The 25,958-nt window shown below is 40.5% G+C and carries 26 protein-coding genes and 2 pseudogenes; 18 read left to right on the forward strand and 10 right to left on the reverse strand.

Annotation, left to right across the window (positions count from 1 at the left end):
• Window positions 1-620: 620 nt before the first annotated feature.
• Together CAL6303_RS30315 and CAL6303_RS12295 are read right to left on the reverse strand one after the other, a co-directional pair.
• Window positions 621-782: a hypothetical protein gene (locus tag CAL6303_RS30315; protein WP_158333144.1), complete on the reverse strand. Its 162-nt coding sequence runs from the start codon at window positions 780-782 to the stop codon at window positions 621-623.
• A 57-nt stretch (window positions 783-839) separates the two neighbouring features.
• Window positions 840-1,877 carry a S1C family serine protease gene (locus CAL6303_RS12295; protein ID WP_083866370.1) on the reverse strand — a complete coding sequence of 346 codons (1,038 nt, stop codon included), beginning with the start codon at window positions 1,875-1,877 and terminating at the stop codon, window positions 840-842.
• Between the two features lie 654 nt (window positions 1,878-2,531).
• Between CAL6303_RS12295 and CAL6303_RS12300 the strand changes: the two genes are divergently transcribed.
• A complete protein-coding gene (locus CAL6303_RS12300; protein ID WP_041739488.1) occupies window positions 2,532-2,780 on the forward strand; it encodes a hypothetical protein in 249 nt (82 codons plus the stop codon).
• Between the two features lie 123 nt (window positions 2,781-2,903).
• Complete coding sequence (locus tag CAL6303_RS12305) at window positions 2,904-3,158, forward strand: hypothetical protein (protein ID WP_015198149.1); 255 nt, start codon at window positions 2,904-2,906, stop codon at window positions 3,156-3,158.
• Window positions 3,159-3,184: 26 nt separating this feature from the next.
• Here CAL6303_RS12305 and CAL6303_RS12310 read toward each other — a convergent pair whose 3' ends face one another.
• Window positions 3,185-3,589, reverse strand: a complete 405-nt coding sequence (locus CAL6303_RS12310; RefSeq protein ID WP_015198150.1) for a hypothetical protein — start codon at window positions 3,587-3,589, stop codon at window positions 3,185-3,187.
• A gap of 187 nt (window positions 3,590-3,776) precedes the next feature.
• On the opposite strand from CAL6303_RS12310, the gene CAL6303_RS12315 reads away from it, so the two are divergent.
• Together CAL6303_RS12315 and CAL6303_RS12320 are read left to right on the forward strand one after the other, a co-directional pair.
• Entirely contained in the window at window positions 3,777-4,079 is a 303-nt protein-coding gene (locus CAL6303_RS12315; protein WP_015198151.1) for a hypothetical protein, read from the forward strand.
• 112 nt (window positions 4,080-4,191) lie between these two features.
• Window positions 4,192-5,202 carry an SWIM zinc finger domain-containing protein gene (locus tag CAL6303_RS12320; RefSeq protein ID WP_051036662.1) on the forward strand — a complete coding sequence of 337 codons (1,011 nt, stop codon included), beginning with the start codon at window positions 4,192-4,194 and terminating at the stop codon, window positions 5,200-5,202.
• Window position 5,203: 1 nt separating this feature from the next.
• Here CAL6303_RS12320 and CAL6303_RS12325 read toward each other — a convergent pair.
• Together CAL6303_RS12325 and CAL6303_RS12330 are read right to left on the reverse strand one after the other, a co-directional pair.
• Window positions 5,204-6,860 (reverse strand): annotated as a pseudogene (locus CAL6303_RS12325) (ISKra4-like element ISCasp2 family transposase).
• Window positions 6,861-7,016: 156 nt separating this feature from the next.
• Window positions 7,017-7,469: a hypothetical protein gene (locus CAL6303_RS12330; protein WP_015198152.1), complete on the reverse strand. Its 453-nt coding sequence runs from the start codon at window positions 7,467-7,469 to the stop codon at window positions 7,017-7,019.
• A gap of 179 nt (window positions 7,470-7,648) precedes the next feature.
• On the opposite strand from CAL6303_RS12330, the gene CAL6303_RS12335 reads away from it, so the two are divergent.
• The 7 genes from CAL6303_RS12335 to CAL6303_RS31715 all read left to right on the forward strand — a co-directional run bounded on the left by CAL6303_RS12335 (window position 7,649) and on the right by CAL6303_RS31715 (window position 13,018).
• Entirely contained in the window at window positions 7,649-8,158 is a 510-nt protein-coding gene (locus tag CAL6303_RS12335) for a hypothetical protein (RefSeq protein ID WP_015198153.1), read from the forward strand.
• On the forward strand, window positions 8,149-8,892 hold the full coding sequence (locus tag CAL6303_RS12340) for a hypothetical protein (RefSeq protein WP_015198154.1): 744 nt from the start codon (window positions 8,149-8,151) through the stop codon (window positions 8,890-8,892). The genes CAL6303_RS12335 and CAL6303_RS12340 overlap by 10 nt, the downstream gene beginning before the upstream one ends.
• Window positions 8,893-9,036: 144 nt before the next feature.
• A complete protein-coding gene (locus tag CAL6303_RS12345; protein WP_041739491.1) occupies window positions 9,037-9,786 on the forward strand; it encodes a hypothetical protein in 750 nt (249 codons plus the stop codon).
• A gap of 312 nt (window positions 9,787-10,098) precedes the next feature.
• Window positions 10,099-10,353 (forward strand): hypothetical protein, encoded by a 255-nt coding sequence (locus CAL6303_RS12350; RefSeq protein ID WP_015198155.1) that lies wholly within the window; start codon window positions 10,099-10,101, stop codon window positions 10,351-10,353.
• 140 nt (window positions 10,354-10,493) lie between these two features.
• Window positions 10,494-11,786, forward strand: coding sequence for an SMI1/KNR4 family protein (locus tag CAL6303_RS12355; RefSeq protein WP_015198156.1), 1,293 nt, complete (start codon window positions 10,494-10,496; stop codon window positions 11,784-11,786).
• A 359-nt stretch (window positions 11,787-12,145) separates the two neighbouring features.
• Entirely contained in the window at window positions 12,146-12,391 is a 246-nt protein-coding gene (locus CAL6303_RS29190; protein ID WP_083866309.1) for a helix-turn-helix domain-containing protein, read from the forward strand.
• 306 nt (window positions 12,392-12,697) lie between these two features.
• A complete protein-coding gene (locus CAL6303_RS31715) occupies window positions 12,698-13,018 on the forward strand; it encodes a hypothetical protein (protein WP_415748904.1) in 321 nt (106 codons plus the stop codon).
• Window positions 13,019-13,212: 194 nt separating this feature from the next.
• On the opposite strand, the pseudogene CAL6303_RS31720 reads toward CAL6303_RS31715, so the two are convergent.
• Window positions 13,213-13,410 (reverse strand): annotated as a pseudogene (locus CAL6303_RS31720) (Arm DNA-binding domain-containing protein); the annotation flags it as partial.
• 459 nt (window positions 13,411-13,869) lie between these two features.
• Here CAL6303_RS31720 and CAL6303_RS12370 point away from each other — a divergent pair.
• The 5 genes from CAL6303_RS12370 to CAL6303_RS12390 all read left to right on the forward strand — a co-directional run bounded on the left by CAL6303_RS12370 (window position 13,870) and on the right by CAL6303_RS12390 (window position 18,646).
• Window positions 13,870-14,223, forward strand: a complete 354-nt coding sequence (locus CAL6303_RS12370; protein ID WP_015198157.1) for a type II toxin-antitoxin system RelE/ParE family toxin — start codon at window positions 13,870-13,872, stop codon at window positions 14,221-14,223.
• Between the two features lie 12 nt (window positions 14,224-14,235).
• Window positions 14,236-14,589: an XRE family transcriptional regulator gene (locus CAL6303_RS12375; protein WP_015198158.1), complete on the forward strand. Its 354-nt coding sequence runs from the start codon at window positions 14,236-14,238 to the stop codon at window positions 14,587-14,589.
• Window positions 14,590-14,973: 384 nt separating this feature from the next.
• The gene (locus CAL6303_RS12380) at window positions 14,974-15,543 is read left to right on the forward strand and encodes a (2Fe-2S)-binding protein (RefSeq protein WP_015198159.1); all 570 of its coding nucleotides are present in this window, start codon (window positions 14,974-14,976) and stop codon (window positions 15,541-15,543) included.
• The gene (locus CAL6303_RS12385) at window positions 15,540-16,535 is read left to right on the forward strand and encodes an FAD binding domain-containing protein (RefSeq protein ID WP_015198160.1); all 996 of its coding nucleotides are present in this window, start codon (window positions 15,540-15,542) and stop codon (window positions 16,533-16,535) included. The genes CAL6303_RS12380 and CAL6303_RS12385 overlap by 4 nt, the downstream gene beginning before the upstream one ends.
• Window positions 16,532-18,646, forward strand: coding sequence for a xanthine dehydrogenase family protein molybdopterin-binding subunit (locus tag CAL6303_RS12390; RefSeq protein WP_015198161.1), 2,115 nt, complete (start codon window positions 16,532-16,534; stop codon window positions 18,644-18,646). The genes CAL6303_RS12385 and CAL6303_RS12390 overlap by 4 nt, the downstream gene beginning before the upstream one ends.
• A gap of 147 nt (window positions 18,647-18,793) precedes the next feature.
• Here the strand turns inward: CAL6303_RS12390 and CAL6303_RS12395 are convergent, their stop codons facing one another.
• Together CAL6303_RS12395 and CAL6303_RS12400 are read right to left on the reverse strand one after the other, a co-directional pair.
• Window positions 18,794-20,236, reverse strand: coding sequence for an FAD-dependent oxidoreductase (locus CAL6303_RS12395; RefSeq protein WP_015198162.1), 1,443 nt, complete (start codon window positions 20,234-20,236; stop codon window positions 18,794-18,796).
• Between the two features lie 67 nt (window positions 20,237-20,303).
• On the reverse strand, window positions 20,304-21,485 hold the full coding sequence (locus tag CAL6303_RS12400; protein WP_015198163.1) for an FAD-dependent oxidoreductase: 1,182 nt from the start codon (window positions 21,483-21,485) through the stop codon (window positions 20,304-20,306).
• A 68-nt stretch (window positions 21,486-21,553) separates the two neighbouring features.
• Between CAL6303_RS12400 and CAL6303_RS12405 the strand changes: the two genes are divergently transcribed.
• Entirely contained in the window at window positions 21,554-22,777 is a 1,224-nt protein-coding gene (locus CAL6303_RS12405; RefSeq protein WP_015198164.1) for an XdhC family protein, read from the forward strand.
• A 20-nt stretch (window positions 22,778-22,797) separates the two neighbouring features.
• On the forward strand, window positions 22,798-23,400 hold the full coding sequence (locus CAL6303_RS12410) for an NTP transferase domain-containing protein (RefSeq protein WP_015198165.1): 603 nt from the start codon (window positions 22,798-22,800) through the stop codon (window positions 23,398-23,400).
• A gap of 508 nt (window positions 23,401-23,908) precedes the next feature.
• Here the strand turns inward: CAL6303_RS12410 and CAL6303_RS12415 are convergent.
• Together CAL6303_RS12415 and CAL6303_RS12420 are read right to left on the reverse strand one after the other, a co-directional pair.
• The gene (locus tag CAL6303_RS12415; protein ID WP_015198167.1) at window positions 23,909-24,400 is read right to left on the reverse strand and encodes a hypothetical protein; all 492 of its coding nucleotides are present in this window, start codon (window positions 24,398-24,400) and stop codon (window positions 23,909-23,911) included.
• A 232-nt stretch (window positions 24,401-24,632) separates the two neighbouring features.
• Window positions 24,633-25,922 carry a hypothetical protein gene (locus CAL6303_RS12420; protein WP_015198168.1) on the reverse strand — a complete coding sequence of 430 codons (1,290 nt, stop codon included), beginning with the start codon at window positions 25,920-25,922 and terminating at the stop codon, window positions 24,633-24,635.
• Window positions 25,923-25,958: the final 36 nt, after the last annotated feature.

A 25,958-nucleotide genomic window follows, 5' to 3' on the forward strand; every position in this document is an offset into this window, starting at 1 on the left:
CCAAAGGAACCTGCACCACCGGACAATGCAACTACAACACCTCTCGTTACACCCACACCTATAGAACCACCAAGCAAAAAGAAGCAGACTCGGAAAAAAACTACCTCTACTGCCGATAAAGAAATTACGGAGCCTGCATCATCTCGTTCGGGTCAAGACCAAAATAATAGATCTGATACCATACCGTCCCCAACTCCCGCGTTGCCCAAAGTTGAGAAAAAGTCGGGCACACGGGTCGGACAACGTAAACCCAAGCGAGATATTGTTGGAAATGAATCCCAGCCAGAAATTGCATGAAAATGATAATCAACCACTTGGGGGGAGAGGCAGCTGTGGGCTGCCTCTCCATTTTTCCTTTTAAGGAGAGAGGGGTGAGCTTTGCTCACCCCTCTCTCCCCAGACCATGATTATCATTATTGTATAAATAACTCATCCCTTAAGTTTTGAAGCATATCTTGTCCTAAGTACTTTTGAAGTATATCGTGACCGTTTGGACAAAATATCGTTCAAATCACATAAAGCTATGGAAGATAATTGACGTTGCATAGTTTTAATCCTTCAATAAAGTAAGATTGATGATGTAATAAAAAAGACCGATAATCATGACCTAAATTAGTCATTTAAGGTTGAGCATTTGCCCGTAAGCTATAATCTCCAATTTCACCTCTGTCTAGGGAATTAGCCATTATGAGAAAAACTCCATCTGCTGGTAAAGTGGCAGTAATTTGAGCATTAAAATCACCTGGTCCTTTAAGTAATCGCGCAGAATTATTTACACACAAGGATCTAGTTTGGACAAGGGTTTCATGCCTTAATAATGTGTAATTAATTGTGTTTAACTACTTATCGTCATTCTTAGCAATTGGGGTGACTTGCTCACCTTCGGCAGACTCAACCACCTGATATAAACTTAAAACCGGGTTAATCTTCTGACTCGTCATTTCAATCACGACCTGCTGACCTTTCTTACCTTGAAATTGGTAAACATCAGCAAAACTGCCATCTTCGAGAGTGCGATCGCCCTTGGCTAAACTACCCTTAACCACCTGACCATTGAGTGTAATTGTCCGAACCGATGGTTCTTGAGTTCGTGTAAATACGGTAGAAACTGGAGAAACATCTTTTTTTCTCGCTGCAACGATAAAAGACTGTACTTGGGAGACAGGGATAGAAAAATTCATCCCAGTATTTAATTCACCAATCCCCGATGTATTCACACCAATGACTTGACCTTGGGAATTGAGCAGGGGACCACCGGAATTACCCCCCATAATCACAGCATTATGTTGAATTTCTCCATCACTAGGGTCAATGCGGGTGATATTACCTTGGGTAAATGTATCAGAAAATTTTGCATCCAGAGGAGTACCTAGGGCAAAAACGCGATCGCCTACTTTTGCACTACCAGGAGCAGCTAAAGCAAGGGTACGCAAATTTTGTTGTCCATGAATTTTTAGAACTGCTAAATCTAAACCACCCTTACCAAAACCCATCACATCTGCACTAAATTTTCTCCCATCCGGAAAAACCACTGTCACCACTTGAGGGAACTCAGCTGGTTTATAGGTTTTTGCTTCTTCTTCGCTTCGTGGTGGTGGCTTGATTACATGAGCATTCGTAATAATCAACCCATCCTGACTAATAACAAAACCGCTCCCATGACCTGTTTCTGTTTTTACTGTCACCACTGCTGGGCTAGCTTTTTGGTATACTCTGCGGTTAAGCTGCTCATCAGATGTTTGCGCTAAAACACGGTTATAGTGACCTGCTTCCCTTCCGTTCAGGGATAGTAGTTGCTCGACGGTGTTTATACCCGTTAGAGCAAAAACAGTGCATAGTGTTAAAATTCCTAATTTCGAGAATCGCTTGTTTATCATCGTTTTAGATTTAGTTCGTAAATTCCCCATTGGAAGTCAAAAAATGAGATTTTCAGATAATTGCGACTGAAATCACAATATCATGATGATTTTTCTCTGTAAAAATACTGAAATAAGCTAATCTCGATAGTGCGATCGGCTTTAGTTCCCACTGGTTAAATAAGTTCATGTTGAATCCCCTGAAAATTACCTTCTAGTAGGATTACGGTGTGAAGAGGAATTTTTTACGCAAGCTCTAAACTTTTTTCTCAGTCATTGCCAAATACTTAGGGTATTTACTGAATTTAGCCGTAAAGTCCTCTAAGCAATCAATGCGATCGCCTTTAGTCCCCACTGGTTAAATAAGTTCATTTTGAACCCCCTGAAAATTGCCTTCTAGTAAAATTACGGTGTGAGGAGGAATTTTTTACGCAAGTTTTAAACTTTTCTGCCAGTCATTGCCAAATTACTAAGGAATTTACCGAGACTAGCGGCACTTCTATGTTTTATTGTCTAAAATCTTCCAGACGATGCTGACTAAGCCCCAGTAACCTCAACGACCAAACGATTTGCGAAGCGAGGACTCGAATGTGTGCTTCTCAACGCCTTAAATAAGGCTATAAAACAGCGAGTCTTTAGTCGTTGCCACCTATTATAGATATAAAATCTGAGAACATGAAAGTTATAAAACTTGCAGCAGTTATCGATGATTTGGGAAATTTACACCTTGATATTCCCACCGAATTATCATCTGGGACTGTTGATGTAGTTGTTGTTGTGAATCCAAGTATTCCAGATACTCCCCAAACGAAACTCTACGATTTTTCCGATTTGGCAGGATGTTTAAATTGGCGAGGTGATAGCGTCACAGAAACAAGGAATTTACGCAACGAATGGTGGACGTTATCTTTATCTGATACTTAGGGTTAAAAATATTAACTTTTCTTAAAGTGCGTAATGTTTGATCATTAGAATGTAAGATGGTAAATCTGTGTTTTAGCGAATATACAACAAGTTAAATCCAATTCTTACTTTAAAATTCAGATTATGACACTAATCAAAAAATCGGAACAGCAACTTCTCCTTAAAATCAAGAAAATAGAAGATGAAGAACAAAATATTCAACCGGATACTAAGGATATGCCAGAGGTGAGGGAGGAGCAAAAAAACCTAATTATAGAAAATATAGAATCGAACTATATTCCAGCGCGAGATAACCCCATATTTCAATCCATCGGAAACTCAGGGTGGCAAATTTCTGATATTTGGAGGGATATTCGAGTCGATAACTTTTCTGATTGAGGAAAATAAATACTCGTATAGGTTTATTAGTTTAAATATTGCTGCAATGTAAAAATCAAATGAAAACATCGCAGTAAAATTTCCACTGAATAATGATAGGGCTTTCCATAAAACCATCCTTCCACCGTTCGTTCATGATACCCAGTTAATGTTGATAAAGTCGTGAGACAAGCTTTCATGTACCCCGTATGATTTCGTTCTCCATCACAGGGCAATTCGATTCCAGGATGGATAACTGGTATCCAAATTAAGCACCATTCTTGTGGTGTCATGGGTTCGATAAGTGTGAAAAGTATCTGTTGAATATTTGGGTTGTTTTGTGTTTGTCGTAATATAAACTTTGCAAACCACCGAGGAATTTTCTTGGTGTTAGTTTGTTGTTCAAGATGAAACTGCATTTCAATTTCTTTGTTTAACTGAATTTTCCCCATGTCAAATCCATCGCCATTTTTAAGCAATAGCAAAATTCGACACAAATCTAATTTGACGAAAATCTAAAATGCGATTTCTTGCTGTTGGTAAGGGGTGTAATTAAAAGTGGTGGTTTTCAGCGATAATTTTAGAGAATGGGACTTGCATGATAATCGTGTGGTAGTTAATACTAAGGGTACAGATTAGATGAAAACAAATACAGATAGTCTAGAAAAGCGACTTCAGGCTTACCCGCAGTTGAGGACGAAAATTGAAGCTTTATTATCCCTAGTAGAAAATACAGACTTGACCAATACTCTGGCAGACTTCGCAGAGAAACAGGTGATTGAAGAAGTTCGCCAAATTGGTCAACAAGCCTTACAGTCTTGGGCAGAAACTCAGCACCAAAAACAACTCCTCTTACTACGTGAGCAAAAACCGAACCTGCGGCAGCACATGAAAAAAAACTCTTGGGTGCAATGTCAACTCTACCTATCTCGGAAGCCATAATTCGCCATAACTCGAACGCTTCATCCTATAGTCGTGGTGAGGAATATTACCGCCGGGGAGCGGTATATGACGTGACAAAGCGCGGTAATTTGCTCCAAGCATCAGTAAAGTGATGTTGGAATCCTGGCAAGATGAGATTGCAGCAGATTTTGGTATGAGTCTAGAAGCATTAAAACAGGGTTGGAATTACGAACCGCTACAACAAATCATGGTAGGCGATACTTCCATAAAGCTTTGGCAAGAAAATACACGTCCAGATTTTGCCGATGATTTAATATCAATACGCTTGGATTTCCTGGAACGTCAAAATCGCTACACTGAGTATTTGAACTTAGCCTTTTCCGAAGGAATGATGCAGCAATATTTAACCAAACTAGCAACTTTAGGAAGAATTGACGAAGCCATGTCTGCGGCAAAAACCCAGATGGATAACGCCGAAACTGCCTTTGCTCTAGCTATGGTATTGCGGGACGATGGATACTTGTCAGAAGCACTGGGAATTGCAAGATCGGGATTGCATTTACCTGGAAATTGCACCTACGAATTCGCCACCTGGACAAGTGATTTTGCTGGAGGGATGGGAGATACATCGACTGCACTAAATGCCAGTATGGTTGCCTTTGAAGCCAAACCATCGTTTCGAGATTATCAAAAAGTCGAAAACTTAGCGGCAGAAGCCTGGTTGCAAATCAAACCAGATTTACTGGAGATTCTGCGGGAGTCGGAAAACTGGTATGTAAAGAGTGCCAAAGTTGATATTTTTCTCCACGAAGAACTAATTGATGAGGCTATAGCAACTATTAGCAGCGATAGTTATTATGCCTCGGAATCATTGGAGCGAGTTATGGATGTAGCCATACCCCACCGTCCCGATTGGGTAATTGCCAAAGCACGACAACTGGCAGAAGATATTATGAATCGGGGAAAAGCCGATCGCTACGATAATGCGGTTCGGTGGTTGAAAAAAGTTAAAGCTGCTTACGTACAATTGGGTAAACAATCCGAATGGTCTGCCTATCGTGCAGAATTAGAAAACATCCACGGACGCAAACGTAAATTAATGGAATTATTCAAAGGGCTAAATAAATTGGGTGCGGCTCTTTTAGTAAGACAGGAAATGTAGTTTAGACAGGTATTGGAAGGGGTGAAGGGGTAATAGGGCAACGGGCTTTAGCAACTCGCTTCATCAAGGGAATTGCACCTTGATACAGAGCAAGATGATTGCGTTTATGCTCTTGGTGTAAATGGAAGCGCCAATACTTATGCCAATCCCCGCTAATATACAAAGAACGAAGCCGTAAAACAGCCTCGGCACCAGCTAGACTCCATCTGGCACCAGTAATATCCATCCGATCTTTAATCAGATGACGGCAAGCACCTTCGATAACTCCGGTAGCAATTGGCAACCCAGCTTTTAAATAATCATGGTATTTGAGATATTCGCGGTTGTTGAGCAAATATCTGGCACAGTTATCCACAGGTTTGCGTTCTTGGGGTGTGAGTTTACGTTTTGTCGCGCTTGTTCGCATCCCAGAAGCAACATCACTGGATTTCCCCTCAAGGATAGACTTCAAACGTTTCGTAACCCAGGCTTCGGCTTGTTTATCCGTACTGGAATAAAATACAAATGCTGCTTTCCACAAATACTCAATCACATGGATAATATCCAGGACAATAGTCAGTTCGAGGTGATGTTTTTTGGTAAATTTCTTCATCAACGATAATTGTTGCTTATTACCATCGACCAAGGCACAAAAGCGTTTTTGCCGATCTGGATCACGATGCAATGCCTCATCGAAAGCCTCTTTAATGACGACTTCTGGTTCCTTGGCAACAGAAGCCCAAACCCTTTTTCCAATAGGTTTAGGACGCTTTATTTTCTTATCCTCATCGGATGGGTTAACTATTTGCTCAACTGTACGAACAAACGGGTTGATTGTGTAAACTGAAGCTACCGTTGCCATTCGTTTGGCATTGGCTTTTCTCCTTTGGTTAAACGCTTATCTAACTTCTTGCTGGAAGCTTGCGCTCGTTTTGGGGGTTGGGGACGTAAATTCCTCTGTACGCACCGGCCACTTCGACACTGGGCACAGCCCGTGTCGAGTGGCTCACAATCACACCTTTCCCATCTGCACTGATTACAACAATTTCTTCTATTTCCTCAACTTGTACCGCTTCTGCCTGTTGATATGTGTAGAAATCATCAAAATCGACAGCGCTCTGGTACGCTAGTTCTTCTGCTTGCCGTTTACCAATTTTGGCTGCTGTTGTTTTTTCGATAATATCCACTGTTTCCCTAAATCCTGAACGAGCTACTTCCACTGCTACTCGTTGTCTTAATCCGTGAGAATATTGTTCTGCTGGTAGGTTTAGCTCTGCATCTAATGGAAATAGGGTGTTTATCTTTCTACCTCCGTAACCGATTCGGTTTGCGATTACTGTGCCAAATATTGTTGTTAATTTCCTTGACAATTTTTTCTTGTGCGTTCGCTTGGCTTGGTCTTTTCCTACCCACTCAGAATCCGTTTCGTCTTGGCTACGCTTATCAAAGTATCCTTGTAACAGCCTTCTAAGTAGTTCATATCCATTATCAAGCAACTTACTTTCTATTTCTCCATGCTCCAACCCACAAATACTATCTGAGTCCAGCCAACCAACTATTTCTTCAAATAGTTCTCGTGCTTCTTCCCAAAACATCCCTGGATTTGATCTAGATGCTTGCATACGTCCGTACTTATTCCCGTTTTTATCTTTTGACAAGCAAGGATGCATCTGTTTCATTTTTGCACTGAAACATTACTCTGGTTGACTTGTCTCCTATTACTCTTATACCATACCTTGTACTACTAAAAGAGTCGCACCCAATTAGTTTGGCAAAGTGTGCTGAGTGGCGACATACAATTAGCAGATTTTATTTGTAGTCTATTGCGATCGCAATTACTGACAGTTGCGATGCCCTTTAATCAAAGCAGTTTTAGGAATTGCATTACATTTAACTCCTGGAGAACCAAATCCACTATATTGATCGAAGTTTCCTTGAACCTGCAAATCTGGGGGGAGTTTGGCAATGCTAGTTTTGTACAAAAAAAGGTTTCCTTCAACCACCATTGCACCAGATAGTTCTTCAATGTACGTGCCGCTAATAGTTAAGTTGCCTTTGACGGTTAGTTGATTGGGTAGTCGCTTGAGATTGCCTTCCAGGGTCACGTTACGATTGATGATACAGCGTTCTCCTTGCTCGATACTCCTGAAAGGAGTGGCTGCCGCCATCGCGCCAAATTTTTTCAGGCTTCCACAAGGTGCGGGGGGAGCCAGTTGCAGCAGATAAATTCCAACCACCACCAAAGGAAATATGAAAAGCAGCAATCGCCATCTTCGTTTGGAGAACATATAAATCCTAATTTAGGTTAACTTAATATCTTGTATCTTTACGTATACATACAACAAAATCAAAAATCTGGGCGATATAGCTACAGTATTTTTGTTTACTTTTAACACTAAATTAATACTTTTAGCTTTATGCTGAGTATTTAATCTCACCATTTTTTTGAGTTGAAGATGTGAGGAGTATGTCACTAGAAAATCCAAGTCCTTTAGCGATCGCACTAACCCTTTGGAGTATTGGGTTGGTGTCCGAGCAAAACCTAATTGCTTGGGCTGATGCTCAGATTCTTGCTCAGGAAAAGCCTGCTAATGATTTACTAGAAATTGCCACTAAAGGTGCGAAAGTGTGCCTTAAACAAGGGTTGATTGAAACGCTTCCAATTGCGCTTGGGTACTCAGAGGAATTTTTTATTCGAGCTTATTTGTTGAATCTCGAATGCGATACTCCGCAGGAGTCGCTTTGCGAACGCGCAACAAAATCCTTCATCGCTTGGGTTGCTCACAACTGCTGTGGGAGTACGGAAATACCTGAAGCTGTACTAGGGTATCATCTAGAACACTTATACTGTGATTGTGAGGATGTTGATGCTGCCATTTCCCTGCTACGAGTTGAACTTCCAAAAATCATGCCTCGTTGTGAATCCTTTGCTACTATGTTTTTGGAGCAAGTCTCTGGGTTAGAGCTATGCATTTAACCGCCCATCAAACTGCAATGATTGAAATTGCTAGGGAGATTCGTTTCGCGTTGGATCGCTTGAAATACCTCGATCCAGATGGAATGTGTTTGGCAATAGACTTAAATCCACCGCTTGGCTCAATGGCGATTCTAAAAGCATTGGAAATTCAGCTACCATTCGCCTATGCTGCTTTTTTGCTAGAGGTGGGAAATGGAGGGTGTTGGGCGGATTGTGCCGAGCGCGACCGCTTGATGACAATTGATGAAATCATACAGCATAATTGTGCTGAGTTATGGCACCAGTCACCGCCTAATTTCGTTAGTCAATTTCTGTCAACAGGAAAACAATCTGATGCGGTCGAGTTACCCTATCTCCTGAAAATTAACGCCCTTTCTGGACTATTACGAATTGGGTTGTATCCTCCAGAACAAGATACTTACGGGTTATTTCTGACACAAGAAGGACATGAAGTGAAAATTCAAATCTGCTTACAACCGTTGTTGACCTATGTTGTGATGGAACGCTATACACCGAAGCAATGGTTACAAATGCATCTCAATTTTTTAAATGAAGAGATTTACAAAATCGAAAAATCGATCTCAATTTTGAATTCTCAGCAAAGTCCATATCTTCTTTTCCAAGGATATTTAATGGGTTTGTCCGAGGCTAGGTTGAAGCAGTTTATTGAAAATTGTCCCGCAATTCCTTTAGAAAGAAAACGAGATTTGCTAGATGAGATATGGTGGACATAGTAAAACCATTTTTGATGTAAAAAAACTGAATTATTAACTAAAATTATAGATTATTTGACGAGTGCATTCACCTATATTTATGTCATAAAATAGTATTTTTTGCTGTCTAATATATTTAATAATAATTAGAAATCATTTGATTATATGAACCGCAAACAGCTATACTGGGCAAAATACTATACCTATGAAGCTAGACAAAAAGATATTGGTTGGCTACATAAAATAATTGAGTCACTACATCAGCAACCAGAACTAGGAAAATATGAAGACTCACAAGAGCCGTTTACCCAGGAGACTATCACAGTCGCCAAACGCTTAATAAAATTAATCACCCAAGAGGAGCCAAATACACAGGATATTCGTGAATTATATAGATTACTTAAAATTTATAAATCTGTGCGTAACTCTGTTTGGCATGACATTTATGACATGTGTAAATATGTGGAAAAATGGCATTGGGTAGTAAATATTTGGGAAATATTTCAGAATGTAATTGAATTAGATATCTGGCATGGTTATGAGTATCAACGTTATTCAATTAAAGAACCATTAATTGCTGAGGGTAAATTTATCAGAGGTAGCTCTTCTATCGACCATCACGGTCATATTGTATTCAAATTAGAACAGAATTTAGAAGACAATCAGATTAAAATTATTTGGCAAATTCCAAATGAGACAGTTATTCCTGACGAATATATTCCAGAGTCAATCGAAGGAATTATCGATGGGTTACTTAAATATTCTCATCTACAAAATAAAGCTTTTTCATCCCTCAAAATTACTGTCTTTAATGGCAGTTATCACGAATATCACTCTAGGGAGTCTGATTATCATATAGCTGCTGGCATCGCTTGGAAGAATGCTTTAGAAAATGCTGAATTCATACCTCTTTAATGGTTAAGATTGGGGAAATTCAACCATTTAACCATTATTAATATTGATTTTAAGCTTAGATGGGGAAAATAATAAAAACCCATGATAAAAAGATACAAGATAGTGAAGACATAAATGGCGGTGATTGAGATGCGTGTTTTCCAGGTGAGTGTATACGGGAATATGTTATTGAAAATTGTCCTGTAATTCCTTTAGAGAGAAACTGAGAGGGTGTTTATTAAATAAATATTAAGTAGGGTGTGTTACGACTACGTAAGGATTTGGGGGTTTCTAAATGAAAAATGGGAAAAATCGGAACAATATGCGGCGAAAATGTGGGGTCAATTCTTTCGGTTATACCATGACCATGATGAATTAAATCCTTGGCAAAGTGATATTGTTTGGTTGGATAACAACAGGTTATTGTGTGGTGTAGGGCAAATTCTGGCAGTGCTTGAAGCTCAGACAGGGGAAATAATAAAAACCTATGAGGTGGATGCAGTGGTTAATACTTTGGTGTTTGACTACACATCTTTCCAAGCAGTTGTTGCAACCAAGCAAGGGATAAAAGTTGTTGCGATCGCCTAATCAATGTAGCGAGAAAACCATGATAAAAAGATACAAGACCGTGAAGATATAACTGATGGTATACCAGATGAAGTCACCGTCTTGGTTGATTTGGGATTTCAGCAATGCCTAATTAATATACGTGTTTTCGAGGTGAGTACATGTGGGAAGTCAAATATCTGAATGCAGAGTTACTCGATCTCAAACTTTGGGGCGAAGGCTGTCACCTGTATCAGATTTGCCAGACGGGTGATGGTGAGAGTTGCTTGATTCAAACGCGCGATACTCCGCAGGAGTCGCTGAGTCGCAGAAGCGACACGCTACGCGAACACGAACGCTGGCAAGTTGTTCATGCCGAGCGTGGTGTGGTTCAAAACCTGCTGTTTGAATCGACGGACGAAGCCGAAGCTTGTGCGTTTATGTATCAGGAGATAAAGAGAACCAAGCATCCCCATCTTGCGGGACTATTTCAAACTGATGCAGAGGCAGAGCAATTATGTCAGGTACTGACTCAGTTACAAATTCAGTTCTCTCGCGATATAATCCCATTTGAGGGCTGGCAACCGAGGGTGAGGGTATACGATCAAGACATTTTTACAGTCGAGCGTCATTTTGGTTCCCAGTTACCCCTGCGAAAATGGTTGACCGTTCCTGAACGAATTAACGTTACCCTCGCTCGATTGCGAAAATTCGATCCTTACAATCGCTATGCAGAAATCACGACTAATCCGCCAATTGGTTCTGAAGCAACGTTGAGCGCGTTAGAAGCACAACATGGAATTAAACTGCCTGAAGTTTACAGAACATTTTTGCTAGAAGTCTGTAATGGTGGTAATTGGGAACGGCTAGGACATTACTGGTCGGTTGAGGAAGTTATGGTAAACAATTCTGCTGAACTATGGAATCAGCCTTTACCTGAGTTTCTTGCAAAGTTGAAAGCAGCAAAGTCGAAGGATTGGCTCAAAAATCCAGGAGGTCAGCAATATCCAGGACTGTTACGAATCGTCGATTGGGATAATCCTGTACGAGATTTGTTTCTCACCCAGGAAGGATACGAGGTTGAAATTCAGGGAGATTTGATTAATTTTAGTGAGTTTTCTCCAGAACAATGGCTCAAGGACTTTCTGGATGATATTCAATATGGGTTATCTACAATTGAACAATTGCTGGCTTTTCTTCGCTCTGGGGAATTTATTCAAGATTATGCATACTTCCATTCTGTAAATGTTGCTAGACTCCTTGCAGAAACGATTGGACTCGATATCGATCCCGAACTAACAAATGAGCAAGTGATGGTGATGCGGCATGAAATCGATCATAAAATCAACCAATGGCGAATTGAGAATATGGGTAAGATGTGGTACAACTTTGGGTTTAATGCCGAGCAGGTTGAACTGCGAACACAACGAATTTTAGAAAGGCTGGGGTACATATATAATATACTGCATCCCTAAATTACACATCATCGGTATCTATTTTTTTGCTGTGGGTAAGGTTTGTTGAGAAATCTAGGTGTAAGTGCACTAGACTGGGTGTTCAACGATTTTTGTTCTTTAAAAATGTGAAGCTTGCGCGACAATAATTATTTTTTTGTGCAGTTAGAATCACAATCAGATAATTTACGTACAAGTACTCAGGTTAATTTTTATTTTTTTAGAGTAAAAAATAAAAATACATAAAACGATTGATTAAACGGGTGTTACAAAAGCTATGAAAAGAACACTTTGATTGACGGTAAGTAGGTGGGCACGAAAAAAGTCCGCTATGTTAAGATATATAAATACGGAGAAAGCATCTACAAGGTGGTTTGTTTATGGGCGCACGTTTAAGGGTATTTTTGACTGGTGAGCAAGACCAAATTTTGGGAAACCTCAGAAAGGAAGATGTGCCACAGAAAGTCAAAGATAGAGCGTCCGTAATAAGACTAAATGCAGATGGCTGGTATGTAGAGAAGATAGCCGCTCACTTTAATTGGAACGAGAAAACAGTCAGAAAAGTGTTGCGTAAATGGAAGAATGAGGGTTTAGAGGGACTTTGGGAATTACCCGGTCGAGGGTGAAAAGCAAGGTGGAAAGAGGATGACATCGTATTTTTAGCTATATTGCTTAAGAGTTGAGCCACGCACATACAATAGTTCCCAGCTAGCTCTCAAATTAAAAACAGAACGCAACATATTAATGAGTCCCGACAGATTAAGACGGGTGTTCAAAAAAAGGGGGTCAGTTGGAACCGGGCAAGGAAAAGCCATAAGGGAAAACAAGACCCGGTAGCACGAGCAAACAAGCAAGCAGACCTAGATATGTTGGAATTAGCTGCGGCAAGCGGCGAAATCGATTTAAAGTATTTGGATGAATCAGGGTTTTGTATGTGGAGTGAACCTGGTTATACTTATTACTTTAGAGGAGAGCAAAAACGCTTAGAACAAACAAAACGTCGTGGTCGTAGATTAAGTATTATAGGGCTTCTTCAGCCTCTAATCAGTTTTATTTACGGTTTAGTTATCGGTGGCGTTGACCGTAAATCTTACATAAATATGATGGAGCAGGAAGCCAAAGAAGCACTCATAACAGGTCGTATAAGAGTGATTGTGCAAGATAACGGGCTTTTATTCGCAATTAACCAATCTCGAATTGCCACAGCCTTATCCAAGGTTCTCATCGGCAGATGTACGTTGATGCAGCGATAGATTTTATGGTAATCCTTCGCCAAAGTGCTGGGCGATAAACTCGATCGCTTATATTCGGTGTAACTGTCCCACAAATCCGCTAGAGAAGCATAACTCTCAACAACTGGTGTAACTGATGGTGTAAACACAACCTGCTGGGATTGGGGTTTGTACCTTTCCAACGTCACATCGAAATTGTTGCAGAGAATATCCAACTCGATTTGCCGAGACTTCATTTCAGCCAGCTTGCGGTTGGCTTTGGTATCGGTAAACCCGGTTGAGAGATAATGCCGTTTACCCCCAAAACTGAAAACTAATTGCAGGCGATCGTTCGAGGTTTTGATTTGAACAGTACCCTTAGAGGCTTTGCGTTGCGAACTCACAGGTGACTCCTGAAATTCAAGCCAAGACACAGGGAAACTGCTAGCAAGTTACCCCCGCACCTTGAAAACATTGAAATCAGCGCGCTCTGATTTACCCCAACTTTACCCCAATAAATAGTCCAAACATGTCCAAAAATGTCCAACGTCGTCATATTCTTGCACCAAATTTGTACCCCTAGAATGGCTGGAATGGGGTTTTGGTTGAAATTAAAAACCCCTGAAAGCTATGTGTTTCAGGGGTTTCGATGGTTATGCCAGGAACGAGACTTGAACTCGTGACACGAGGATTTTCAGTCCGGCTTCAATACACTTATATCAGTAGTTTCACGGTTTACAAAAACCTTTACCCCCAATTTACCCCCAAACTCAATTTGACCAAAATTAGTCCTCCTTTACTCCTCTGGTCTCGGCACTTAAACGCTGAAAATGTCACTAAAAGATTTAAAATGGACTTGAATCCATATGGCTTTGAAGTCATAATATTACAGTATGGCGTGGGAAGTTTTATTTCATGAAGAATTTGAGCCTGAGTTCTATGAACTTCCTCAAGAAGCTCAAGATGAATTGCTGGCTTATGCAAAATTACTTGAATGCGAGAGTCCACATCTTAAAAGACCTCACGCTGATACACTCAATAGTTCTTCGTATGACAATGTGAAGGAACTTCGGTTTAAAGCGGCAGGTGGAGTATGGCGAGTAGCTTTTGCTTTTGACCCAAAGCGTCAAGGAATTTTACTCGTGGCTGGAGATAAAGCAGGAACTAGCCAAAAGCGATTTTATAAACAACTTATCGCAAAAGCTGATAAACGATTTGGGGAACATTTAAGTCGATTGCAAGAATAAGGAGTATTGGTGATGGCAAAGAATCTCAATGAAATAATGCAAAATCTGCCACGCGATCGCGTTCAAAAAATCGAAGCACGGGCAGCTGAGTTAATTGCTGAATATATGACACTTCAGGATGTAAGAAAAGCAAGAGAACTTACCCAAGAGCGGATGGGAGAATTATTGGGGATTCGTCAGGATAGTATCTCAAAGCTGGAAAAGCGTACCGACCTTCTGCTTTCAACTCTACGGGGTTATTTAAATGCAATGGGAGGGGAGCTTGAACTAGTTGTCAAATTCTCCGATCGTCCTCCTGTTGTCATTACTGGGCTTGCAGAACTTGATGATGAAGATTACGAAACACAAACAAAAGGTATAAGCTAAGTCTCTGGGATTACCCCTGTTAAGGTGAAGTTTTTTGCAACGTAAAAACAAGAGTTTCAGGTTGCGACAATTAAAATCTGATAGCAAAAAATAATGTTTGCGATCGGTTTTAGGGTCAAGCGATGGGGTGTGTAACGTAAGAATAGCAAATCAAATTTAAGTCATTTGCTATTTTCAAACAACTTTTTCTTAATCCCAGAGGAATTCTACTTTTTAAAGCTTGATTGATTTGTGTCTCTAATGCCTGAAGTTGTTTATTTTATTAAGATGATATCTAATATCATATTTCTAGACTTCTATTAATCGAAGATACACAGGAGGTCAGCGAGCTAGTTCAATTAAGTAAGTGTAATTAAAGACACTGTTCAAGGAGAAGAAGCCCAGATGAATGTGATTCTTACCGTTAATGCTCAACAATACTCCCTGAGCATTGAACCGCGTGTAACCCTCTTAGATACTCTCCGTGAATATTTGGGATTGGTAGGTAGCAAAAAAGGATGTGATCATGGGCAGTGTGGAGCTTGTACTGTATTAATTGATGGTCAGCGCTTTTATTCCTGTCTAGTTTTAGCGGTAATGCAAGAAGAAAAGGAAATTGTTACCATTGAAGGCTTGGCAACAGGGAGTACACTGCATCCGGTACAGGAAGCTTTTATTGACAATGATGGCTTCCAGTGCGGTTATTGTACCCCAGGGCAAATTTGCGCTACTGTGGCTCTGCTAGAAGAAGTTAAACGGGGTTGTGTGAGTGCGGTGACACCAGATTTGGATAGTCCTCCTGTGTTAACTGAACTCTCAGAAATAGAAATCAAGGAGCGATTGAGTGGGAATCTCTGCCGATGTAGTGCTTACAATGGGATTGTGGCAGCAGTACAGCAGGTAAGTGGACAACAACAACCTTCTCCTGTAGCAACGGTGATGGTAAGTGAATCTGGAGATGATAAAGTATCATGAATAACTTTAGTTATACCCGTGTCACTTCGTTGTTAGATGCGGTAAACCAGGCAGTTACTGACCCAAATTCAACATTTATTGCGGGGGGGACGAATTTAGTTGACCGTCTGAAAGTATTCTTGGATCAGCCATCCCAGCTAATTGATATTTCCCGGTTGCAGATGCAAGGGATTGACACCATGGCTGATGGTAGTCTGCGTCTGGGGGCGTTAGTTAGTAATACCGCAGTGGCAGATAATACCGATATTCGTCGCAACTATCCCCTGTTAGCCAGAGCAATTCTCTCCGGTGCATCCCAGCAAATTCGCAACATGGCAACTGTAGGGGGAAACCTCCTGCAACGTACCCGTTGTCCCTATTATTACGATACCGCTTTTCCTTGTAATAAACGGCAACTAGGCACAGGTTGTCCCGCAATCACAGGTATTAATCGCAACCATGCTATTTTGGGAGCAAGTGAGGATTGTGTAGCAGTCCATCCTTCTGATATGTGTGTGGCTTTAACTGCGTTGGATGCAGTGGTAGAAGTGTCCAGTCTTCAAGGGCAACGACAAATACCATTTACTGAGTTTCACCGTTTACCGGGAAATACACCTCAACAAGACACCAATTTACAGCAAGGGGAGTTAGTTACCGCAGTGATTCTACCACCCTTATCCTGGGCGAAATCAGGGGTTTATTTGAAGATACGCGATCGCGCTTCCTATTCTTTTGCTTTAATTTCTGTGGCGGCGGCTGTAAGCATAAAAGGGGAGCAAATTCAAGCTACATGTTTGGCATTGGGTGGAGTAGCACACAAGCCTTGGCGAGCAACAGCAGCAGAGGAGTTTTTAGTTGGTAAGTCGGCAGATGTAGCAACATTTACCGAAGCGGCAGAAATTGCTTTGCAGCCTGCTCAACCCTTAACCCACAATGGTTATAAAGTCGAACTAGCAAAACGGGCGATTATTCGCGCCCTCACGGTTTCTGCCCAAGGAGGAGGAGTGGTATGAGTCAAGTAACTGGCACTAGTATAAACCGCAAGGATGGACGAGAAAAAGTTACAGGGACAGCAACCTATGCTGCGGAACATCGAATTCCCGGTTTGGTTCATGGTTATTTGGTAACTGCTCCCATTGCCCATGGACAGATTACAAGTATTGATACCCAAGAGGCAGAAGCAGCACCGGGAGTGATTGCGCTTTTTACTCATAAAAACTCGCCTGCGGTATGCAAACCAACTAATAATTTTATGACCTCGAAAATCTACGAGGCACGGTTGCCGTTATCAGATGACCAAATTTACTATGCAGGACAGATTATTGGGTTGGTAGTTGCAGATACTTTTGAACAGGCACGTCATGCCGCCTATTTAGTTAAGGTTGAATACGCCAGCCAAACACCAATTGTCGAGGCATCAAAAGCTACCTTTAACCAAGCTCACTCCATGTTTGGGGAAGAAATGAAGTTTGAGAAAGGGGACTTTGCTATAGCAATAGCAGAGGCAGACGGGAAGATTACAGCCACTTACACAACTTCTACGGAACTCCATGCACCTATGGAACCCCACGCCATCATTGCCCACTGGCAAGATGGAGAAAACCTGACTATCTACGAACCATCCCAGTGGGTAATCGGCAGCCAGCGTACCTATGCAGAACTTTTTGGACTGTCTATAGAGCAAGTGCGAATTGTGACACCATTTATTGGGGGAGCTTTTGGTTCTAAAGCCTTCCCTTGGTCCCATGCCATTCTCTGTGCAGCAGCAGCTCGTCAACTGCAACTTCCCCTGAAAGTTGTTCTCAGTCGGCGGCAAATGACGGCAAACGCTGGACATCGTTCGGAAACGAAGCAGACAATTAGCTTAGGGGCAAATGCCGATGGTAGCTTGGTAGCAATAGACCATGCAGTTAAATCCTGCACATCGCCAGTTGATGTTTTCACTGAGCCTTGTACAGGCATAACCCCAGCTATGTATTCTACACCCAATCTGCGAACCCGTCAGGAATTGGCAGTGATGAACGTGGGAGTACCTACATTCATGCGTGCTCCAGGGGAAAATCCGGGGTTATGGGCGTTGGAATCGGCAATGGATGAATTGGCATGGGAGTTAAAAATCGATCCCGTGGAACTGCGGTTAAAAAATGAAGCTAAGGAACACCAGCGCCGGGGTTTACCTTTCTCTGCCAAGTATTTCGCCGAATGTTTGCGGGTGGGTGCGGAACAGTTTGGGTGGGAAAATAGACCAAAACAGGTGCGTTCCCTTACCCGTGATGGTAAGCTAATAGGATGGGGCATGGCTGCATCAAGCTTCCCGGCTTTACGGAGTGCAGCTACAGTCACAGTCAAATTATTAGCCGACGGTACAGCGCATATCCTCACCAGTGGCAATGATATGGGTACTGGGGCATATACCATTGTTGCTGGGACAGCAGCGGAAGTATTAGGATTACCAGTAGAACAGGTGCGGGTGGAGATGGGAGACTCTTTACTGCCTAATGGTGGAATGGCTGGAGGTTCCCAGATGACAGCAACCCTTGTTCCAGCAGTGATGAAAGCCTGTGAAGAGGTTTTGCAGACAGCGAAAGCAAAAACAGCCCCAGAAGCCTTTGCTAATCTAAGTCAGTCAGGAGAGAGTATTTTTCAAGCCACAGCCTCTACTGCACCTGGTGACGAGGGGAAAAAATGGGCATTCCAATCCTGGGGAGCACATTTTTGTGAAGTCAGCGTTGATGAAGAAATTGCTCGGTTGCGGGTAACTCGTTGGATATCAGTGATGAATATTGGGCGAGTGATGAATAGTAAAACCGCAGCTTCTCAGATACGGGGTGCTGTGATTATGGGCATTGGACAAGCCTTGATGGAAGAGTGCCATTTTGACCCCAATATTGGTTATCCTGTGGTTTATGACCTTGCCACCTATCACTACCCCAGTCACGCAGATATATCTAGGATTGAGGTGACATTTGTGGGTGAACCTGACTACAAATTTAATCCCGCAGGGGTGCGTGGTGCAGGCGAAATTGGGATTACGGGAGTATCAGCTGCGATCGCTAATGCTGTTTACCATGCTACAGGTAAGCGTATCCGTGATTTACCAATTACACCAGATAAGTTATTGTGACACAGGAAAAAATGGGAAGGCGTTGCATTTAACGCCCTTTCTGTTATTTGATGCGGGACTTACACACAGGTAATGGAAAAACAAACCGCAGATGACGTAGAGGAAAGGGAGGAATAAGATTTGAAGAGGTTTTTTGTGTAAGTCTTACTAATTCAGAAGTTTCAACAGTAAAGTTAATATTGCCAATCCTCCCAACATCGATAAAACTTGAGTAGTTCTGTTACTTTGATCAAGAATCTCTGAGTAAGATAATTCATGATTTTGAATCAATAAAATGGAATGAGGATTAAATAGAAAAGGAAATAAACGATTCAATAATAAGCGCAGAAAAAAGTTAATGCTCCATAATCTTTTACGTAAAGGATCTTGATTATATTGCCAAGGATAACTAATTTGTACTAAACGAATTAAAGCTTTAATATCGGGTTGGCGTAGGTTCTGATAACGAGGAAGTGCTTGAGACAGATTATCTTGAGTCTCTGCTAATATTTCCTGAAAAATATAGATATCTTCTAAAGCAGAATTCACACCTTGTCCAATATCTGGAGGAAAACAATGAAGTGCATCTCCCAATAATATTACGGCTGTTCCTTGGTTATTTTCAGGTTTTCCCCAGATTTGATACAATCCTGAACAATACTGAGGAATGGGAAATGTACCCCCACCACTGGATGTAAATCTGGCTATTTCTTCAGTAGAAATAATTTTTTCTAGGGGAAGTTGAGGAAATGCTTGTTTGAAAAATTGTTTAACTTCTTCTTTGGTTTCTAATTGCCAGATTTGATGATCTGGGTAGGTAATAATATTCGCAGTTCTTGGGGTATGCGGATTTTTAAAGGGTAATAGTCCCAGAGAAATTGCTTTTTTGCGTCCTTTAAAACTAGACCTAATGCCATAAGCCATTGTAGATTGTGCTACGTCTCCTTCTTGTTCTGATAAAGGTAACTGAGGAGGTAAAGTAAGAACTTTGTATTTTAAACCAGAACTAGGAGACGGAAACTTTTGCATTTCAAAGGAATTTGATTGACCTGACATTTGATGAAGGGTTTGACGCACAATAGAGTTTAAACCATCACCACCTACTATCAATGTAGGAATCAAGGTCTGTTTTCCCTGAGCTTGAGATTGGGTAATAATTTTTAAATTTTCTCTTATTTGTTGAATTTCTACACATTCAGTATTAAATAAAATTTGAATAGTATCTTGCCAATATTGTTGAATTTCTTGGTAAAGTAACTGCACAAAAGATGCTCTTGGTAGCCAGTAGGCAGTTTTGCGCTTAGAATCAGCAATTGGTAATTTTGTTGTCTTGCGTGTGCCATCTTTTTGGATGAGGGTAAAGTAAAATTCAGTACTAGGGACACTCAAATCAGCTAGTTTGGAAGTTATTTCTAAAAAGTCAGTTAATTTTTGCCCCCGACCATCAATTTGATAACTAAAGGATTTATCTGGTTCGTAATAGTCTGCTGATGGTCTTTTTTCGATGACTGTAATATCTTGCCAGCCTCTTTTGGCTAGCATTAAAGCTGTACCTAATCCCGCAGGACCTCCCCCAATAATGACAACATTTTTTTTGTATGATTGATTCATTTTAATCACAATTAATTTTCACTTCTTATTCTTAATTGTAGCTACTCGTAACTTCAATCAATCTTCACTATACCGAGGATGGAATTAACTCTAATGAAGGCTTATAGTTAAAAACCCAATCTTGATATTCTTCACTAGTCATCTGTGACTGTTCCTGCATTTGCTGATCTACAGGCTCGCTATTGGTTGCGTAGTAACGTGTTTCACCCAAAGCACTACGATTTTGTATCAATTCTGTACGGGGTATGCGACGCTGTTCATAGGTAGCCAAAGCTTCTTCAATGCTGGATGCTTGGGAAAAGCACAACGCTAGTTCATATGCATCTTCAAACGTGCTATTTGCCCCCTGTCCCAAAGCAGGTGCCATTGGATGAGCTGCATCACCTAACAAAGTCACTCTTCCTTTGCTCCAAGACTTGAGGGGTAATCGATCGGAAATTGATCCCTCCAAAATTCGCTCTGCTGGTGTGGCTTCCACAAGCGATCGCAATGATTCCCCCCAATCAGCTAATTGATTCAGCACCCGAGATTTGACCTCACCTGCATGTTGGGAAAGAGTATAATCCGGTGATAACTTACGATATAGCCAGGAAATATGCCCATCACCAACATTTAGGAGATACATAAATTCTTGATCGCCTTTCACAAATCCGAGTTCTCCCGGATTCAGTAGTTCTTGATGACACTTAATTACAGTACGCCAAGACATACTTCCTAAATAGCGGGGTTTACCATCTCCAATTAAAGCTTCTCTGACAACAGAATTGATTCCATCAGCTCCAATCAACAAATCTGCACTCACCTTTTTTCCATTCTCAAAATATATGAAAACGTGATCTTCCTCTTGTTCAAAACCGGTACAGCGATGGTTCAGATGAATATTTTCCGAAGGTAACTTAGAGGCGAGAATTTGTTGTAAACGCCACCACCAAACTGTTATTAGTGGCTGACCATATTTATCCTCAAATCTGCTTCCTGGATTAGTGCGAATTGTTTCACCTTGCGTATTTTTTAAAACACTTACTTTAACCTCACAACCTGAGTTTTTGATAGTTTCTACTATCCCAGGTTCAATTGCATCCAGGAAATTCAAACCATTTGGTAGCAATCCTAAACCACCACCAACAGGGCGAAAATCTTGTGCTTTTTCGTATACTTGAACATCACACCCCAGTTTCCGGAGTGTTACAGCAACAGCCAAACCTCCAAGTCCAGCACCAATAATCGCCACTTTCTTTATATTTTGCATCACTTCTACTCTGGTATTTTTAATATAGGCAACAATATGCGAATTTTCCGGGAAAAGTTTGATTGTTGATGATAATACAATATTCTATTCATCAGGTATCTCCATTTTCGGCTTTGCGATCGCGAAAGTCTCCAGTAGGAACAATGAAAGAGCTAAATTCTATTCTGACAGCATTTGCAGAAAGTCAACACAATGGCGAAAAATCATTTCTTGCGACTGTTGTTAATGTTCAAGGCTCCACCTATCGCCAACCTGGTGCTAGGATGCTAATTACATCAACTGGTGAAATGGTAGGGACAATTAGCGGTGGTTGTCTAGAAAATGATATCTTAGAACATACTCATGTTTCCATAGCAGACGGAAAACCCATAGTTGTCACCTATGACACCACTGCTGAAGAGGATATTATTTGGGGATTTGGGCTTGGTTGTAACGGTGTGGTCAAAATTCTGATTGAGCCTCTAAATTCAGATAATCCCCTTAACCCGTTAGCTTTTATTAATCAATGTTTCCATAACCAGCAACTAGGGATTATTGCCACTGTTATATCTGTGGAAGGTACGGTTAATGTTCAGGTTGGGGAGCGTTTAACACTCAAATTAGATCATAGTATAAACACTGATATACAAGAAGCTTATTTAACTAATATTTTAACTAAAGATGCTCGAACTTGCTTACAAAATCAAAATTCAAGTTTCCATAAATACCAACTAGAACTAAGTAAAGTAGATGTTTTTATGGAGTTTATCCAGCCACCTCCACACCTGATAATTTTTGGTGCGGGTCGTGATAGTGTATCAGTAGCAGAGTTTGCTAAAGCCCTGGGTTGGCGAGTCACTATTGTTGATTGTCGGGCAAATGAGGTGAGTAATCAACGTTTTCCCATGGCTGATGAGGTGATGCTCACCCGCAAAGAAATTTTGCACGAGCAAATGTGTATTAACAATTACATTTCTGCTGTGGTAATGACCCATAATTACCTTGATGATTTAGAAATTCTCAAAATGCTAATACCTACTAATATCAGCTATTTGGGTTGTCTGGGTTCAAAAAAACGCATTGCTAAACTATTACAAGATTTAAGTACGCAAGGAGTGAAATATACTCAAAAAGAGTTGCAAAAATTACACGCCCCCATTGGCATTGATATTGGTGCACATACGCCAGAAGCGATCGCTTTATCAATAATTGCAGAAATTCAAGCTGTGTTAGCAAATCGCGGTGGTGGCTTTTTGAAACACCGTACTGAACCAATTAACCAACCAAATCCAGTCCGAGAAATCGAAATTTAGCAATTAAAATTTATGTGAATATGAATGTGGAATCGAATATAGCCACCATTATCTTGGCAGCAGGTGCATCAACCCGCATGGGTACACCGAAACAACTGTTACCTTATCAGGGATGTAGCTTACTTCAACATACTGTAGAAAGTGCGATCGCTTCAGTATGCAAACCTGTAGTAGTAGTTCTGGGAGCAAATGCACAAAAAATTACTTCTAAAGTAAACCTATCTTCTGTAAGAGTAGTGGAAAACCCAGATTGGCATTTGGGAATGGGTTCCTCAATTCGTCGGGGAATCATATCTTTGGAAACTTATTCTCACACCATAGATGCAGTAGTGATTACTGTATGCGATCAGCCGTTTCTGTCCTCGGAAATTATTAATCATTTAGTTACAGCATATCATTCTACGGGAAAACCTATTATTGCTTGTGAATATGCAGATATATTAGGTGTACCTGTTTTGTTTAAACATACACTTTTCTCCGAACTCATAACTTTGGGTGAGATGGTGGGCGCAAAAAAATTAATCAAAAAATACGAAAAACAAGTGTTTAGTATTCCTTTTCCATTAGGTATAATTGACATTGATACACTAAGAGATTACCAGGTATTACTGAATTCAGATTAAAAAACTCAGCAGCCACTTCATGATCTGCATCAATACAAGTGTGGAGGACGAAATAAAGTCCGTGAATATAGAGATAGAATTTTTCTTGGGGACACTTACAGCGCTTCCGGCTATTATGCCATATAGCTTTTCTCCTTGCCCCTCTCCTATCATTGCTTTCAGCTTTTAGAATGTACCCCATAGCTGCTGCAAGTGCTGTAAGGTTATAGCAATTGAGAGAACCCCCACAGAATGATTGATCCAAAAGCTGTCATAGAGATCTCGCGGGATGCGGGAAACTCAGTGTCGTTAGACCTGAGAGGGAGGACACATCTCACCAATACTTGTGCTGCCTAATACGCATCAATAATATTTTTTGTCAATGCGTAGGTCCTAGTTCTATATTTTTAATACGCGATGCCTTCTTTGCGAGACGCTACGCGTAGCTTGCTTCCCCGGAGGGGTAAGGCGATCGCAATATATAACTATTCGTGTATCCCAATTAAAGTGCCAGGGCTTTTCAATCGCTCTAAGCCGATATTTCTAAATGTTTGACTTGCTGCTCGATATCATGAGCATAGATTTGTTGTTGTAGCAAAAACTCCACTAAACCATCTATTCCCCGTTGGTTATAAACAGCAGCGTAACCCTTGATTTTTCTATTTTTACAGAAATCTCGCAGTTGACGCACACCCAAAGCTTTGAGGCTTTCACCTTCTCTATCAATATCAAACAGTGCAGTTTTACTTTGTTTCTCATCATTTGCCGCTGTGACATTAACAAGCAATTTTTGAATGTTTGGTTCATCTTCTTGATTGAGAATATCTTCATCAATCTGAGTTTTGACAACACCAGAGGTAAACTCTTCATCTACCATTGGTAAATTGTCATTAACCAAGAAAATCTCACACATCAACCAAAAGATGACCAGAAACAAAACAATCGGAAACAAGATATTGTTGAGCAATTGAGTGGTAGTGGAAATTTCAAAAGCCGAACAATCAAACAAAAATTCAAACATTGTAGTTCCTCCAGATAATTATTGGGTGATTTGTAGATATCACCCAGTAGCGGGGAGATACCTCCCCGTACTGAATGCATCAGACAAATCATCCCCACAATCCTGAAGTCAAGAGATTCTTACTATCATAAAGGTAGTAATAAGACTAAATTTTAGAGATTTTACATGAGTTTCAAAGGGATAAATTAAGTTAGCAGTAAACCTGATCCTTGGTATTTCGATAAATTGAGAGTTAGAGCCTCACCCTAGCTTGATTAACTTTCAGCCATTCAACCAAAGTCCCAAGATTATAATTATATTTGAGTGATTGCGGCACAATTGATTCGTAAGGATATAAAGGTATACCATCAAAACGAAAGCGGTATTGTCGTTCAATGTGTATATTGAGCTTTGGGCAATAATTAACCCTGACATTAATACCAGAATCGCTAATTTTGACCGTAGCAATACCCTGCAATTGTTGAGCAAATTCATCAACTTTTAATGAATAATCAAACTCAATTACAGTCCGGACTGAAAAATATTGAATGTAATCAAGTAATCTAGCATATTCATCCAATTCTAGAAGTTTATCAAAATCATCAAGTAGAACACCAGACCACAAAAACTGAAATCTACGATTGGTATAATCATCCCAAAGCGTTAAAGTCCCATCATCGTTTTTGAGTAAACTAACCTGATTTGGCTGAATACTACAATTTAACTGGGAAATAACTTCTTCACGCTCAAATGGAAAATAAACCTTTTGACGACGTTGATTTGATTGCCAATCGGGACAATTATCATCTTGTTCCCATCCATAAGGATGAATACCGCAAACAATTTTATCTGCACCATGAAAATTGCGACATCCTACACATGTTTCTAAATTAAAACTAGAAAACTCCTCACAACTAGATTTAAACTCTAATTGAGGACGGTAGAAATCAACAAATTCACGAATTGCATGATTAGGATTTGGGTTTTGGGATGAAAAAGCTTTACTAATTAGCTTATCCTCATCATAACCAAGGTCAAATAATTCCATCAAGCTATCTTGCGAATCAGAATCTAACAAATCGTAAACAACAACCTTTCGTGATGATTCATCTTCAACTCTGCCAACAATCAACTTATTGTCGAGGTGACGACAACCTGTAATTCGCATTATCTGATAGAGATATAACGAATCAGTATTATCCTGAGTTGGAGTACTCTCACTCAACTCAAATACCACAGAATTAGTGTAACTAGAAGTTACAGATTCCTCCTCATCAAGCGCACCTGAAATCGAAGCAATACAAGCAGCAGCTACAGTTGCAGATACAAACCCAACACTTCCTAGCAATGTAAAACCCATTCCCAGTTGTAAGGTTTGTTGAATGCGTTTCTCTGGTATGGTTTTAACTCCAGCTTTATCAAGACAAAGCAAACCAGCACTTCCGAAAACTGTTATAGCACCAACCACAATTGCAGCTAAAGAAAAAAATCCCACTGCTACATTAATTGTTCCAAATGCTTGACTACAAAATCTCTTAAACATAGTATCCCTCTCTAATACGGGTAACAAAAGTAGAAA

It is taken from the genome of Calothrix sp. PCC 6303 (assembly GCF_000317435.1).
Lineage (GTDB): Bacteria > Cyanobacteriota > Cyanobacteriia > Cyanobacteriales > Nostocaceae > PCC-6303.

Excerpts from the sequence above, each read along its gene's own strand:
- CAL6303_RS12375 (WP_015198158.1), top strand. The coding sequence starts at position 14,236 with ATGGCAAAGAATCTCAATGAAATAATGCAAAATCTGCCACGCGATCGC.
- CAL6303_RS29190 (WP_083866309.1), top strand. The coding sequence starts at position 12,146 with ATGGGCGCACGTTTAAGGGTATTTTTGACTGGTGAGCAAGACCAAATT.
- CAL6303_RS12410 (WP_015198165.1), top strand. The coding sequence starts at position 22,798 with ATGAATGTGGAATCGAATATAGCCACCATTATCTTGGCAGCAGGTGCA.
- CAL6303_RS12310 (WP_015198150.1), bottom strand. The coding sequence starts at position 3,589 with ATGGGGAAAATTCAGTTAAACAAAGAAATTGAAATGCAGTTTCATCTT.
- CAL6303_RS12345 (WP_041739491.1), top strand. The coding sequence starts at position 9,037 with ATGAACCGCAAACAGCTATACTGGGCAAAATACTATACCTATGAAGCT.
- CAL6303_RS12355 (WP_015198156.1), top strand. The coding sequence starts at position 10,494 with ATGTGGGAAGTCAAATATCTGAATGCAGAGTTACTCGATCTCAAACTT.
- CAL6303_RS12330 (WP_015198152.1), bottom strand. The coding sequence starts at position 7,469 with ATGTTCTCCAAACGAAGATGGCGATTGCTGCTTTTCATATTTCCTTTG.
- CAL6303_RS12320 (WP_051036662.1), top strand. The coding sequence starts at position 4,192 with ATGTTGGAATCCTGGCAAGATGAGATTGCAGCAGATTTTGGTATGAGT.
- CAL6303_RS12340 (WP_015198154.1), top strand. The coding sequence starts at position 8,149 with ATGCATTTAACCGCCCATCAAACTGCAATGATTGAAATTGCTAGGGAG.
- CAL6303_RS12295 (WP_083866370.1), bottom strand. The coding sequence starts at position 1,877 with ATGATAAACAAGCGATTCTCGAAATTAGGAATTTTAACACTATGCACT.
- CAL6303_RS12350 (WP_015198155.1), top strand. The coding sequence starts at position 10,099 with ATGTGGGGTCAATTCTTTCGGTTATACCATGACCATGATGAATTAAAT.
- CAL6303_RS12305 (WP_015198149.1), top strand. The coding sequence starts at position 2,904 with ATGACACTAATCAAAAAATCGGAACAGCAACTTCTCCTTAAAATCAAG.
- CAL6303_RS12335 (WP_015198153.1), top strand. The coding sequence starts at position 7,649 with ATGTCACTAGAAAATCCAAGTCCTTTAGCGATCGCACTAACCCTTTGG.
- CAL6303_RS12420 (WP_015198168.1), bottom strand. The coding sequence starts at position 25,922 with ATGTTTAAGAGATTTTGTAGTCAAGCATTTGGAACAATTAATGTAGCA.
- CAL6303_RS12315 (WP_015198151.1), top strand. The coding sequence starts at position 3,777 with ATGAAAACAAATACAGATAGTCTAGAAAAGCGACTTCAGGCTTACCCG.
- CAL6303_RS12380 (WP_015198159.1), top strand. The coding sequence starts at position 14,974 with ATGAATGTGATTCTTACCGTTAATGCTCAACAATACTCCCTGAGCATT.
- CAL6303_RS12415 (WP_015198167.1), bottom strand. The coding sequence starts at position 24,400 with ATGTTTGAATTTTTGTTTGATTGTTCGGCTTTTGAAATTTCCACTACC.
- CAL6303_RS12395 (WP_015198162.1), bottom strand. The coding sequence starts at position 20,236 with ATGAATCAATCATACAAAAAAAATGTTGTCATTATTGGGGGAGGTCCT.
- CAL6303_RS12400 (WP_015198163.1), bottom strand. The coding sequence starts at position 21,485 with ATGCAAAATATAAAGAAAGTGGCGATTATTGGTGCTGGACTTGGAGGT.
- CAL6303_RS12300 (WP_041739488.1), top strand. The coding sequence starts at position 2,532 with ATGAAAGTTATAAAACTTGCAGCAGTTATCGATGATTTGGGAAATTTA.
- CAL6303_RS12370 (WP_015198157.1), top strand. The coding sequence starts at position 13,870 with ATGGCGTGGGAAGTTTTATTTCATGAAGAATTTGAGCCTGAGTTCTAT.
- CAL6303_RS31715 (WP_415748904.1), top strand. The coding sequence starts at position 12,698 with ATGTGGAGTGAACCTGGTTATACTTATTACTTTAGAGGAGAGCAAAAA.
- CAL6303_RS12405 (WP_015198164.1), top strand. The coding sequence starts at position 21,554 with ATGATAATACAATATTCTATTCATCAGGTATCTCCATTTTCGGCTTTG.
- CAL6303_RS12385 (WP_015198160.1), top strand. The coding sequence starts at position 15,540 with ATGAATAACTTTAGTTATACCCGTGTCACTTCGTTGTTAGATGCGGTA.
- CAL6303_RS12390 (WP_015198161.1), top strand. The coding sequence starts at position 16,532 with ATGAGTCAAGTAACTGGCACTAGTATAAACCGCAAGGATGGACGAGAA.